This window comes from Fodinibius salicampi (assembly GCF_039545095.1).
Classification (GTDB): Bacteria; Bacteroidota; Rhodothermia; order Balneolales; family Balneolaceae; genus Fodinibius; species Fodinibius salicampi.
In genome coordinates, this window is record NZ_BAABRS010000001.1 from 305991 (window position 1) to 319355 (window position 13365).

At 43.4% G+C, this 13365-nt stretch carries 9 protein-coding genes; 4 read left to right on the top strand and 5 right to left on the bottom strand.

The annotated features are described in order from the left end of the window. Positions 1-122 precede the first annotated feature (122 nt). Complete coding sequence (locus ABEB05_RS01310; protein ID WP_265786811.1) at positions 123-2492, top strand: hypothetical protein; 2370 nt, start codon at positions 123-125, stop codon at positions 2490-2492. 22 nt (positions 2493-2514) lie between these two features. Here the strand turns inward: ABEB05_RS01310 and ABEB05_RS01315 are convergent, their stop codons facing one another. Both ABEB05_RS01315 and ABEB05_RS01320 read right to left on the bottom strand, forming a co-directional pair. After that, positions 2515-3804, bottom strand: a complete 1290-nt coding sequence (locus ABEB05_RS01315; RefSeq protein WP_265786813.1) for an ABC transporter permease — start codon at positions 3802-3804, stop codon at positions 2515-2517. An 8-nt stretch (positions 3805-3812) separates the two neighbouring features. Continuing rightward, complete coding sequence (locus ABEB05_RS01320) at positions 3813-4733, bottom strand: ABC transporter ATP-binding protein (protein WP_265786814.1); 921 nt, start codon at positions 4731-4733, stop codon at positions 3813-3815. A gap of 158 nt (positions 4734-4891) precedes the next feature. Between ABEB05_RS01320 and ABEB05_RS01325 the strand changes: the two genes are divergently transcribed. Then, positions 4892-6328 (top strand): glycogen synthase, encoded by a 1437-nt coding sequence (locus ABEB05_RS01325; protein WP_265786816.1) that lies wholly within the window; start codon positions 4892-4894, stop codon positions 6326-6328. A 15-nt stretch (positions 6329-6343) separates the two neighbouring features. After that, complete coding sequence (locus ABEB05_RS01330; RefSeq protein ID WP_265786818.1) at positions 6344-7615, top strand: glucose-1-phosphate adenylyltransferase; 1272 nt, start codon at positions 6344-6346, stop codon at positions 7613-7615. 60 nt (positions 7616-7675) lie between these two features. Here the strand turns inward: ABEB05_RS01330 and ABEB05_RS01335 are convergent, their stop codons facing one another. Next, on the bottom strand, positions 7676-8383 hold the full coding sequence (locus ABEB05_RS01335) for a ribonuclease H-like domain-containing protein (protein WP_265786820.1): 708 nt from the start codon (positions 8381-8383) through the stop codon (positions 7676-7678). 5 nt (positions 8384-8388) lie between these two features. Continuing rightward, a complete protein-coding gene (locus ABEB05_RS01340) occupies positions 8389-9384 on the bottom strand; it encodes an asparaginase (protein WP_265786822.1) in 996 nt (331 codons plus the stop codon). Between the two features lie 212 nt (positions 9385-9596). Here ABEB05_RS01340 and ABEB05_RS01345 point away from each other — a divergent pair, with 212 nt between their 5' ends. Further along, on the top strand, positions 9597-11726 hold the full coding sequence (locus ABEB05_RS01345; RefSeq protein WP_265786824.1) for an elongation factor G: 2130 nt from the start codon (positions 9597-9599) through the stop codon (positions 11724-11726). A gap of 54 nt (positions 11727-11780) precedes the next feature. Here the strand turns inward: ABEB05_RS01345 and ABEB05_RS01350 are convergent, their stop codons facing one another. Then, positions 11781-13364 carry an OstA-like protein gene (locus ABEB05_RS01350; RefSeq protein WP_265786826.1) on the bottom strand — a complete coding sequence of 528 codons (1584 nt, stop codon included), beginning with the start codon at positions 13362-13364 and terminating at the stop codon, positions 11781-11783. Between the last annotated feature and the right edge of the window lies 1 nt (position 13365).

Below are 13365 nucleotides of genomic sequence, written 5' to 3' on the forward strand. Positions count from 1 at the left end.
AAAGGGAACATAAAAACTATATTTTACTTAGATTTATCCAGCGGTATAAGAGTCTTGGTATTTTTTACGTTATGTTTAGAAATGGAGCAGTGATTTGGTAACCTTAATTCTGAAGTGATCTTATGAACAGAACTGAATATCCAGCTACATTAACTTGTGATTATATTTGTGTTTTTTGTGCGTTGATCTTCTTATTGATGATGTGTCCGGCCGGTTTAACAGCTCAGTCCTTTGATTATGAAGAACATCCCCGCCTTGATTTTGAGTTGATGAATTTAGAGCTGGATTTGGGCATACAACCACAGAACTTGCGTTTTGAAGGAGCTGCTAATTATCAGCTTGAAGCAAATATTGATGGAGCGGATACCTTGATAGTGCATACGGCCCATCTGGATGTTCGATCTACTACCGTCGATGGTAATAATGTGGAATTTCAGCTCCAAAATGACTCCCTATTTATTCCAGTTTCCGATTCTGCAGAATATGGAGAGTCATTTGAGGTTCGCATCCGTTATAGCGGGGATTCACAATTCGGCTTACTTAAGAACGGCAATGGAACGGTCTGGACCTCCTATCTGCCGCAGGCCCAGCGTCATTGGGTTCCGATCATTGAAAACCCTCATGTTACGCTGCAAACCACTTTTAATATTTCTGTTCCCTCCGATTACCAGGTTTGGGCAACTGGACGGAAGACCGGGGAAAATGAAGTGAATGAAAGTACCATTCAGTATAACTTCTCGTCGGAAACGGAAATCCCGGCCACAGATCTGGCTTTTGCTATTGGTCAGCTTGAAAGCACATCCACTACCTATGGAATCAAAAGAATTAACCTAGCTATTGAAGAAGGATTGACCGATGAAATTGTCGTGCAGGAACTATTGCAAACGGCCTACGACGAATTACAAGCCGTAGAAGAGGGGATGCAGTCAGAGTTTCCGTTTGAAAGGTTGAATGTTATTGTTCTGGAAGATCATAATTGGGAGACCCGCTCGTGGGGAGCTTCGACCATATTCTTATACGAAAATGCAGGGGATATAAAACAACAGCTGCTGCGTGGTATTATTGGCCAATGGATAGGATCCAGGCAGAGGGCAGCACAATGGGAAGACGGAGATATTATTACGTTATATCAGACCATTGCCTACGAATCCCTGAATGATTCCCTTTCGATATTTGAAGTTAAAGATCGTCCTGATAAAGGAGAGCAAAGCCTTTATGATGTGTATAGTCCCGAATATTGGAATGGCTGGCAAAACCAGTGGGAGCGCTGGCAGGGCGGTTCGTGGGGAGCGGTTGTCGCAGGATTATATCCCAATTTATTAAATCAAATGCTGCCGGTGATAAGCTGGAAAGATTTTGCCAACCACTGGTATCAGCAGAGTGGGCAGCCGATGTTTGATGCGCCGAATATAGTAACAAAAACAGGTAAGAATAGCTCCAGAGATAGTGTATCTGTGGCCGATACGGTGGTATATGAGGTGAATTATCAAACGGGTGGCGCAGGTCAGAACTTAAGGCTTACCTTTGAGGCGGATGGAAGAGAGGTATTTGATGAAATTGTGACACTACAGGCTCATCGCGTGTACGAAAACGGCAGTGAGAGCGATGAAGTAAGTTTTACAGGAGCACGGGATTCTGTAGATATCTCCATCTCGGCCGATATGCGGACTTTACGTTTGGAGGTGCCGGATGGAATTCCCTTAAAGCTCAGGGAGCACAAACCCGTTTCTTTCCTACTATATGAACTGAGAAATTCCGAGACCTTAGAGCAGCGGGTACAGGCGGCAGGGAATCTGGGTACTCATACCGAAAATCCTGACCTCCAGCTGGCCATTACCGATATGCTGGAAAGCGGGGTAGACCCCAGAGTACACGCGGCCTTGTTGACTTCACTGGCTGAAATTACCCAGGGTGCAGCCGGAACAGAGCAAATGTTTCTCAATGCTCTGGATTATGAGTATCCTTTAATCCAGAAAGCCGCACTTGGAGCTTTGAAGTATTACCCGGATAATGCTGAGATCCTAAAAGCGGTAAAGAGTATGACTGCCAACACTGATGATCCTTCTTTGTTTCGGCAAGGCGTTGCTGTGATGTCCGATATCGCTGGAGAAAAGGAAATGCAGCAATTCTTTACTGAGATTGTTCAGCAGGATACCGTAGGTCATCGCTCACTTGCTGCAATAAATCAGCTCCTAAAAATGGGACAAACCGATCTTCTTTCGGAAATGGATCAGTTTTTGGAAAATTCGTATGACTATAGCGTTCGGGCAGAGGCATTTGAGATCTTAATCGAGCATGATGACAGTGCACAGAATTGGCTGACCAGGGCTAAAGAGTTTTTAAATGAATCCCCCGATCCTCGCATTCGATATTTAGCGGTACGGGGACTTTTAGAACATCAAAATTCGGATATCCAATCGTTTCTGGAAGAGTATCAGCCTGATGAATATGATGCCCGGGTGTATAATCTTATTCAAAGAGAGATAGAATGATTTCTGATTATTAGTGGCAAAACTATTGTTTTATCCACTTCATTAACTCTTTAAAACTGGCGCTTTGCCCATAGCTGAGGATGCCCACACTATATATTTTGGCGCTTATCCACATTGTTCCGGCGAAAGTCACAACCATTAACAGAATGGATAGGGAAATTTGCCAAAAAGGGACGTCCGTGATGGCAATGCGGGTGATCATTACAATGGGTGTGCAGAAAGGAATCAGTGATCCTACAATGGAAAGAGTTCCATCGGGGTTTTCCATCGCTTGGAACATAATAAAATAGGCAATCATCACGGGAATCATGATCGGAAACATAAACTGCTGGGTATCGGTCTCTGAGTCTACTGCGGAACCAACAGCTGCAAAGAGGGAGCTGTATAGCAGGTAGCCCAGTACAAAGAAGAGGACAAAATAGATGATAAGGGATGCTTCAATTTCAGGGATAGCAAACACAGAGGGATCAATGGGAGCGGCCTCGGCTGTAGATGCTGACGCCATGATATCAGAACCCATTAGCATGCCGGCTGCCGGCCCGGCCATTGCCCCAATACCGAAGAGGGCTGCAATCCAGATACTCAATTGAGTAAGGGCCAGGGCACCAACGCCACCCATTTTGCCCAAGAGTAATTCTATCGGTTTAACGGAGGAAGTAATGACTTCAATAATGCGATTGGTTTTTTCTTCAATGACGCTTCGGGTGAGCATTCCGCCGTATCCCAGAACCGAACCAAAGATGATAAATCCCATAGCTACACCTACAATCGTTAAAAAGCCGGTATTATCATCTTTTGCTTCTCCTTCTTCGGTTAGCTTGCTGGTGGTCAGGGTAATTTCAGTTTGGAAAACCTGTTGCACGTCTTTTGATACATTAGCCCTGCTAATACGTTCATCTCGGATTACCTGCCGCAGATCGGCGCGAATACTGGATTGCAGGCTCATTCCACCAGCTCCACTAGAAACATATTCAGGACTTTCCTCGAGATTAATATGCTCTTCCTGAAGAATAATATATCCGTCTATTGCTTCATTTAGAGTCAGTGATTGGAGGGAGTCCTCGGAGAGGGACGAAAAATCCTGATATCGCGCCTTATTTAACTTCTCAAGACGTGGGTAAATAACTTCTGTCTGATCAACAATACCGATGGTATGCTCTGCTTCAGACTCCCATACAGCCATTCCTACTACAAATCCGATAAAGGCTATCATACCGAGTGGAATGAGAATAGTTGCAACAATAAAACCTTTAGATCGAAGTCTGGTTAGATATTCGCGTTTTAGAACTAATAAAATCTGATGAATATTCATTGAATTGGTTAGGCTAATTCATTGGGATTGATGTTATCTTCTCCTACGGTAGAGATAAATATTTCGGTAAGAGAGGGTTCCATACGCTCAAACTTATAAATTTCGGCGTGCTCCATAGCCTTTTGTAATATGTGCTGCATATTCTGCCCGTCAAGCACCCGAATTTCAGCAAAATTAGTAGAACGATTATTGATGCGGACATTTTGAAGTTTATCTAAAAAATTATGATCTCCCTCAAATTCGATATTGATCGTATTTTTGCCGAAGGACTGTTTGATTTCTCGCAGATTTCCTTTAAGTACCGCTTTTCCTTTGTTGAACAGACAGATATCGTCGCACATCTGTTCGACCTGTTCCATACGATGTGTCGAAAAAAGCACCGTCTTTCCACGCTCCCGAAGCTCTATTACAATCTCTTTAAGCATTTCGCTGTTAATGGGATCCAGTCCGCTGAACGGTTCATCAAAAATATAGATATCGGGGTCGTGAGCAATGGTAGCAATAAACTGTACTTTCTGGGACATACCTTTTGAAAGCTCTCCAACCTTCCTGTCATACCAGTCCGATGCATCAAAACGATCCAGCCAGTGTTGGGTTACTTTCTTTGCCTCTGCCAGCGTTAATCCTTTTAAGCGAGCCAGATAAATGAGCTGCTCACCCACCTTCATCTTCTTATATAATCCTCGTTCTTCAGGCATGTAGCCGATCATTTTTTGGGTTTGGGGGCTCACATCTACACCATTAATAGTAATGCTCCCACTATCCGGAATGATAATATGGTTGATCATACGAATGGCGGTTGTTTTGCCGGCGCCGTTTGGTCCTAATAAGCCGAATATACGTCCCTTCCTGACTTCAAAGTCTACTTTTTGTACTGCCTGTGTTTCCCCAAATGATTTGGAGATATTGTTAACCTCTATAACTGGCATATTGTTTGTTAGTTTTTGGAAAATTTAGTGCGAATATCTTCATAAAGAAAGATATTGATTGGAGCGTAAACTTTTGATTACTTGCAGTTAACTTGTATTTCGTAAATTTTGGCGTCAGCGTAATAGCATACGGCCAATGTAAAAAGGAGTTTCATTGTATGAAAATAATTCATGTTAGTGCAGAATGCTATCCTGTTGCTAAAGTAGGAGGACTTGCTGATGTAGTAGGTTCCTTACCCAAGTATTTAAGGGCTGATGAAGTGGATGCTTCTGTTATTATGCCCAAGTATGGGAATGAGTGGATGGCAAATCATAACTTTAAAAATGAATTAAAAGCTCAGGCGCCCTTTGGAGACCTGCCGTTTGATTTCTCTATTCAGCGAGAGAAAAAAGATACACTGGGTTTTCCACTTTATGTTACTGATATACCTCACCGATTTGATCGGGCGGGAATTTATGTTGATCAAGAGAGTGGAGTCCCATACAGTGATGAATTCGAGCGTTTCCTTAGCTTTCAAGTTGGGGTGCTCGACTGGATTAACCAGATGGATAAAAAGCCGGATGTCATTCATTGCCATGACCATCATTCTGCGCTCATTCCCTTTATGGTTTCCCAGTGCTATCGATATGGAGATTTAAAGCATATCCCTACGGTCTTAACGGTCCATAATGGGGAGTACCAAGGCGTTTTTAGTCATGAGAAACAGCATCTCATTCCCGATTTTGATCCGAAAAACGGTGGATTATTAGACTGGGATGGCAAGCTTAATTGTTTGGCAGCGGGACTGAAAACCTGCTGGCGGATAACGACCGTTTCACCTTCCTATATGAAAGAATTGAGTTATAATAGTCATGGTTTGGAGGAGTTGTTTCGTAGTGAACAGCAAAAATCACGGGGTATTATCAATGGGATAGATACAGAAGTGTGGAATCCCGACACCGATCCGATGATTGCCCATCATTACAATAAAAAGAAAACTGCAAAGGGAAAGCGGAAAAATAAAAAAGAACTCTGCGAATATTTCGGTTTGGATCCACAATATCCCACTTTCTCTTTCATTGGCCGATTGGTTCGTGAAAAAGGGGCTGATCTGTTGCCGGATTTGTTCAGGACATTTCTGGAATCTACGCAAAGCGTCAATTTTGTTGTGTTGGGAACCGGCGATCGGGCATTGCATTATCAGTTTGAGGCTATGAGTGATCGGTTTGTAGGTTACTTTGATGCCACTTTAGATTATAATGAATCTCTTGCACATCAAATCTATGCCGGTAGTGACTTTATGGTAATGCCCTCGCGGGTTGAGCCTTGTGGACTGAACCAAATGTATGCTATGCGCTACGGTACGGTCCCCATAGTTAGGAATATAGGAGGATTAAAGGATTCAGTTGTTGATATTGGAAAATCGGATGGATATGGAATAACGTTTCATGATTTTTCAATCGAAGCAGCAGCTGAGGCTATCCAGAGGGGGATAAATTTATATCAACAGGGAAATAAAATGGCCGGCACCCGTAAAAAAATTATGAATCTCGATTTTTCTTGGAATGCTTCAGCTAAAGAATATATTAAATTGTATCATGAACTAATAAGGTAACCAAACTTTCTGCTTATGAAAGGATCAACTATTGCGCTTATATTGGGAGGCGGTCAGGGAACACGTCTTTTTCCGCTTACAAAATTACGTTCAAAACCTGCAGTTCCTATTGCGGGAAAATACCGTTTGGTAGATATCCCTATCTCTAATTGCCTAAATTCCGATATCCGCCGGATTTATGTACTTACCCAGTTTAATTCGCATTCGCTAAATAGACATATTAAAAATACCTACAACTTTGATGTCTTCAGCAGTGGTTTTGTAGATATTTTAGCAGCCGAACAAACTCCTGAAAGCAAGAATTGGTATCAGGGCACGGCAGATGCCGTTCGACAGTCTATGCATCACATGCGAAATAAGGATCATAAACATGTGGCTATCTTATCGGGCGACCAGCTTTACCAGATGGACTATCAGGACATGATTGCCGAACATGAGGAGAAGGATGCTGACCTTACGGTTGCGACTATTCCGGTAAATGCTGAGGATGCGACCGGATTCGGAATTATGAAAACGGATGAAGAAGGGGCAATAGAGCGGTTTATTGAAAAGCCTGATAAAGAACAATTAAGTGAGTGGCAGTCAGAAGTTCCGGAAAAATTTAGCAATGAAGGCCGGAATTACCTGGCTTCTATGGGAATTTATATTTTCAAAGAAGAGATTCTTACAGAGCTTTTGGATAAATATGAAGATTCAACAGATTTTGGGAAAGAGATTATTCCAAAAGCAATAGAAACCGATTACCGGGTGCAAAGTTTTGAATTTGATGGCTATTGGACAGATATAGGAACCATCAAATCGTTCTTTGAAGCGAATCTGGCTCTGACCGATGATCTTCCTCAATTTAACCTCTATGATAATGAGGACTTTATATATACCCGGGCGCGATTGTTACCGGCTTCTAAGCTTTCCGGAACAACTTTCGATCATTCGGTATTGGCAGAGGGATGTCTTATTGAAGCCAGCCGCATTGAGCGGTCAGTTATCGGAATACGCTCCCGAATTGGGAAAGGAACCACGATAGAGCGGTCTATCATTATGGGTAATGACTATTTCCAATCGCGGGAAGAGTTGGATGAGAGTGATGAAGATAATCCTCCTCTGGAAATTGGCCAGCGCTGCTTTATCAGTAATGCGATTATTGATAAAAATTGTAGTATCGGAGATGATGTGCGTATCGCCGGAGGCGATCATCTTGAGGATGGCGACTACGGGGAATACCATGTTGTTGACGGTATTGTGATTGTGCCCAAGCGCTCTGTAATACCCGATGGAACAAAGATTTAATAGATAATCAGGAGTTTATTTAGCCTTACTAAACTTTTCAAAGGTTTAGTAAGGCTTTTTTTATCCGGCCTGAATTTCCTTGAGCTTCCCCATGGCCCTCTTATTCAGATTATCAAACAGCTCTTTGTTAATATCTCCGACGGTATATTTGAGATGCAGCCAAACAACGTAGGTAGCCATAACATCTTCGTAGCAGTAGTGCTCAATTTCAGGAAGTTCTCCACGCCGGTACATTTCCAGAACCTCATTTCCTTCCCCCGTTTGCTTGAATGGAATATCAATTAGATGGCCCAAATGTTTGAGCTTCGGCCAGGAGCTGGCGCCATAGTTACTGAATTCGTCCAGTAGATCCACATTGTCATTGCTGTAGCGGTATTTAATATCGTAATGATTTAATCGCATGGGCATCTGGAGACTATGCTTCATTGCCCGATAAGTCAGCAGCGGGAGGTCAAATCCCCGTCCGTTATGGTGAATTAGTCCGAAGTCTTTATAGGTGCTCAGGGCATCAAAAAGTTGTTCAAGTCCCTGGCGCTCATCGGTGCCATGCCAGGAAACCTTTTGTTTGGGCATGCCATTATTTTCTATCCACAGCCCTACCCAGGAAACCATGCGGTGGAACATTGGTGGAAGAAAACCGGAGGAGTTTCGAGCCAGCTCTTCGCTTGCCTGAAGAAGTAACTCATCCTCATCTTCTTCAGGTTCATCAATAACATGGCGCACAAATTCAAAGTCGGGAATTGTTTCTACGTCAAAGATAAAAAACATGATAGTTACGTTAATTCACCTGCTAAGTTTTTCTGAAACTGTTGTGTTACCGTCTCTGCATCGGGATGCTTACCCAGAAGATACATTAATTTTGTGAGTGTTGCCTCTGTAGTCATATCCTCCGCACTGAGGGCCCCCAGTTCAAGCGCGTGGCGACCGCTTTTGTAATTTGATAAATCCACGGCATCGTAGGCGGCCTGGGACGTAATAATTAACATGGTATCATTTGATAAACATCGCTCAAAGAAGGGGAGAAGGTTTTGATCTCCTCTGATGGGAAAGTTACCACTGCCAAAAGCCTCTATGACCAGGGCTCTTATATTGTCGAGGGGAAGCTCTTGTAAAAAAGCGGGGTCAAGATTGGGATATAGCTTTAAAAGGAATAGCTGATCTGAAAATTGAGTTGATAAGCTGAGTTCCCCGGAAGGGGCTCTGACGTGCGGTTTCATCTCAATGTGTAATCCGATTTCAGCCAGAGGCGGATAGTTGGGAGAGCTGAACGCATCAAAGTCTCCAATACTTATCTTTGTAGCCCTGTTACCCCGATAAACATAGTCGTTGAAGCAGATAGCAACTTCCGGCAGATTCATCGTTGCCATTTCAATTGAGTTAATAAGATTCCGGCGTGCATCGCTTCTGATGCTGCTCATCGGTACCTGGCTGCCGGTTAAGATAATGGGCTTTTGAATATTTTGCAGAGCAAAAGAAAGGGCAGAGGCCGTGTAGGCCATCGTATCGGTACCGTGTAGAATGACGAACCCATTGTACTGCTCATAATGTTGCTGGATGTAGGAGGCAAGCTCTGTCCAGTGCCGGCGATTAATATCTGAACTATCCTCAAGAAAAAGCCTTTCTGTTTCAATATTCGCAATTTCAGAAAGCTCGGGAATAGTTTGATTAATCAGATCAGACCATTTGGTGGGATTTATTGTTGGACCGCTATCTTTTTGGCCCTCCATGGCAATGGTTCCCCCGGTTTGAATGAGCAGAATCTTTTTCATAAAAAATATTTTTTTAATCTGATGCAGTTAATGTTACCAAATTTCAAACAAAGTATTGAGTTCAAACCTTTTTTTGTATTACTTACTCATATAATAATTTAATTATCGGAAACGGCGATGGATGTTAAGCCATAAATATACTAGTTCTATGATGGTTCTACATCATGAGCCAGCTTGGCAGGTATGTTTCCATTCAAAAATGGAGGTTAATTATGAGAGTTTATCCATCATCCAGAGTTAGAAATGTTGTATTGTTGGGCCATGCTGGCTCGGGAAAAACCACACTCTCCGAAACAATGCTGTATGAATCCGGGAGTAAAAGCCGCCGAGGCTCAGTAGAAGATAAGTCAACCACATCGGATTATCACGATATTGAACATGAGAAAGGGAAATCGGTTTTTGGTACGTTGCTGAACCTGGACTGGCGGGGTAATAAAATAAATCTGATCGACACACCGGGCACCTCAGACTATATCGGTGAGGTTATTGGAGCACTTCGTGTAGCAGATACTGCTATTTTTTCGCTCAATGCAGAATATGGGATTGAGACAGGAACCGAATTACACTGGAAATATACAGAGCGTTATAACATTCCCTCATTGCTGATTGTCAACAAGCCGGATAGCAATCATGCAGATTTTCAGAGAACAGTAGATATGGCTAAAGAGCGGTTTGGACGTGGGGTGGTGGTTGTGCAATATCCCTATAGTGAGGGCGAAGACTTCCATGCCATTATTGATGTGCTTAAGATGACGATGTATGAATTTCCCGAGGATGGCGGCAAGCCGGATAAGCTTCCAATTCCTGATTCCCACCAGGCCCAGGCCGAATTACTGCACAATGAATTGGTGGAATCGGTGGCAGAAAATGACGAAACACTGCTGGATGTTTATTTTGAACAGGGCAAGCTTACAGAGAGCCAGATGCGTGAAGGATTACAGCAAACATTGCTCAACAGGGATATCTTTCCACTATTTTGTTGCAGTGCCAAGCGGAATATGGGAACGGGACGTGTAATGGGTTTCCTGGGAAATGTAGCACCAAATCCAATAGAAGCCAATCCGCCCAAAACGCTGGATGGAGAAGAGATAAAACTTGATCCTGAAGGTGATCCGTTGATGTTTATCTTCAAAAATAGTTCGGAGTCGCATATGGGAGATATGCTATATTTTAAGGTGTATGGAGGTTCTGCGGAATCGGGATTGGATTTGATCAATCATACTACAGAAAGCACCGTTCGCTTGCCGAGTTTATATCTGATGAATGGGGAGGAGCGCCAGGAAGTAAACAGGGTGAATACGGGGGATATAGGAGCTGCGGTCAAACTAAAGAATACCAATGTCAATGACCTTTTACATACTAAAGGCGACTCAGTAGATATTGATCCCATACATTTCCCGGAACCGATTATTCGTACGGCCATTAAGCTAAAACGAGAGGGAGAGGAGGATAAGCTTGGGACGGCGTTGCACCAGCTTCAGCGAGAAGATCCTTCATTACAGGTAGAGCACAGCCAAGAATTGAGACAGGTTATTATTCATGGGCAGGGAGAAGAACACTTAGCTGTAATTAAATATGCTCTTGAAAATCGATTTAATATTGACTTGGAATTTGTAAAGCCACGAATTCCTTATCGGGAGACAATTACGAAAGAGGTTCGTACAAATTATAAGCACAAAAAACAGTCCGGCGGGGCAGGACAGTTTGCACAAATTTCGCTGCTGATGGAGCCTCTGCGTAATCATATGCCCGAACACAGTGATCTTAAAATTCGTGATGTCCAAGAAATTGATCTTGATTGGGGAGGAAAGCTGGTTTTTAGAAATTGCATTGTAGGGGGCATAATTGATAATCGGTTCATGCCCGCTATCTTGAAAGGAATCATGGAAAAAATGGAAAATGGACCGTTGAGCAATTGCCGTGTACGGGATATCCGTATCTCGGTTTATGATGGAGCAATGCATTCGGTAGATTCTAATGACGCTGCTTTTCGTTCGGCGGCCCTTATGGCTTTTCGGGAAGGCTTCAGGCGAGCTGCTCCTAAATTATTAGAACCGATCTATACCATTGAAGTGACTATACCCGCTGATTATATGGGGGATGTAATGAGTGATATCAGCACCCGGCGGGGACAGATTACGGGGATGGATGCGGAAGGTTCTATTCAGAAAATAGAAGCACAGGTGCCTCTGGAAGAACTGGATCATTATGCCACACGCTTAAAATCCATTACCCGGGGGAGTGCCGGCTTCAAAAGGACGTTTTCACATTATGCTGAGGTTCCCCGTGATGTCCAGAAGAAAATTGTAGAACAAACAAAAAAACAGCAGGAAGCATACTAACCAACTCCTGTTGCTCTAAATTTAGGATATAACAAGTAGCAATGACTGCTAAAGCTAATCTGTTGTCGTTGCAGTGGAGTCTTCGTCAGGGGCTTCAGGTTCTACTTCAATATTCTCATCAGTATCAATATTATTTTCATTATTCTTCGGAAGTCTCGGACTTTCGGGGTGGGTTTTCCTGAGATGTTCAATGTATCGCTCAGGAAGCTCGAAGAACAGTTCTTCCGGGATAGTTGGAAAACGGCTTTCCATCGGCTCGGCGGGTTTTTGGGGACGAAGATCAGGGTTCCAGACAAATCCTTCGAGTTTACGTTGGGCTGTTTCTTCACTTTCGGGAAAGAAGGATCCTTTGTTAGAACCGTTTGCAATCATGCGTACAAGTTCACCGTCTTCAAATAGTATGCGAATAGTAGGAGCGGATAACTCAATAGCTCCATCAGATTCATTCTGTTGATTCTTTGTAAACCGAAGGAGCTTGGCATTGTTAAAAACAAAAATCTCGCTGAGGTTACCTTCGGTAAAGCCAGCGGTGAGGGTATCGCCGGTTATTTGGTTGAGCCGATCAATAGTAGTGTCTTTTTGTACGGAAAAGGGCTGAGGATATGACTGGAGGCTGTCAATATCACCATCTTTGAGAATCGCTTTAATATAAGGGCCGGTAAGCTGAACATTATCATGCCAGGCTTTGGCATTGGACCACAACTCAAAGGTTTGAGTACTGTCGGAGTATTGGGTGGTATCAGAAAGGGAGGCAAAACTCGGTGACCAGACCCGCACATTTTCATAGGCATGGGTAACAATAGTGGTATCTGTTGGATAACGATGTTCCCGGGAAATAATAGTTTGAGCCCTAATATGAGTGGTATCGGCAGACTGAGTGGTGTCGCTGGTATCGGCCTCAAAATTTATAAGCCAGGCGTCATCCCCCTCCAGCAGCCGACGTCCAGTAGAGTCTGCCTCAAGATATGCTCCCTGAAGCATTGTATTGTTTTCCTGGTCATCTCCAAATATTTGGCCGTGAATCTCATAATAATCCTTGCTTCTATTGCTGAAGAGAGAATCTCCTTCCAGGTATTGGAGTGAATCGGTTAGTTGAACCTGACCGTGAAACCGAACGCTGTCGGCCGAACGATAATAATAGCCCGAATCGGCTCGGAGAACTCCACGCTGATCTTCAAGGCGAATTTGATCAATAAAATGGGCTACTTTTGTAGAAAAACGATAGTCCACACTGTTGCCAAAAATAATTGTGCTGTCAGCATCAATTATAACGCGTCCACGAAGCTCGCTAAAATCAACATCAGTGTAATAGTTCAGGGAGTCTGTCCATATAATTTCCTCACCTGTATCAATCTCAATATTTCCAAAAGCGCGAATCTCACTTTTATCGATAAATTGATAAGCGCTGTCACAATACATCTCCAGATCGCCATGCCTGAGATGGACTTCATTCAGGATGCGGCGAACTTGTTCGCCCTCATAGGTGCCGCCGACAATCCGGGATGCATTCAGGATATTGACCTGTCTTTGTTGGGCCTGGGCATCAGTAACGAGAAAGGCTGCGCCAGCTACTCCGAAAAGGAGGAATAGGCGTTTAGACAATTTCCGGGCTACATTGTAGAGAGATGGGAATATCATA

Excerpts from the sequence above, each read along its gene's own strand:
- ABEB05_RS01310 (WP_265786811.1), top strand. The coding sequence starts at position 123 with ATGAACAGAACTGAATATCCAGCTACATTAACTTGTGATTATATTTGT.
- ABEB05_RS01315 (WP_265786813.1), bottom strand. The coding sequence starts at position 3,804 with ATGAATATTCATCAGATTTTATTAGTTCTAAAACGCGAATATCTAACC.
- ABEB05_RS01320 (WP_265786814.1), bottom strand. The coding sequence starts at position 4,733 with ATGCCAGTTATAGAGGTTAACAATATCTCCAAATCATTTGGGGAAACA.
- ABEB05_RS01325 (WP_265786816.1), top strand. The coding sequence starts at position 4,892 with ATGAAAATAATTCATGTTAGTGCAGAATGCTATCCTGTTGCTAAAGTA.
- ABEB05_RS01330 (WP_265786818.1), top strand. The coding sequence starts at position 6,344 with ATGAAAGGATCAACTATTGCGCTTATATTGGGAGGCGGTCAGGGAACA.
- ABEB05_RS01335 (WP_265786820.1), bottom strand. The coding sequence starts at position 8,383 with ATGTTTTTTATCTTTGACGTAGAAACAATTCCCGACTTTGAATTTGTG.
- ABEB05_RS01340 (WP_265786822.1), bottom strand. The coding sequence starts at position 9,384 with ATGAAAAAGATTCTGCTCATTCAAACCGGGGGAACCATTGCCATGGAG.
- ABEB05_RS01345 (WP_265786824.1), top strand. The coding sequence starts at position 9,597 with ATGAGAGTTTATCCATCATCCAGAGTTAGAAATGTTGTATTGTTGGGC.
- ABEB05_RS01350 (WP_265786826.1), bottom strand. The coding sequence starts at position 13,364 with ATGATATTCCCATCTCTCTACAATGTAGCCCGGAAATTGTCTAAACGC.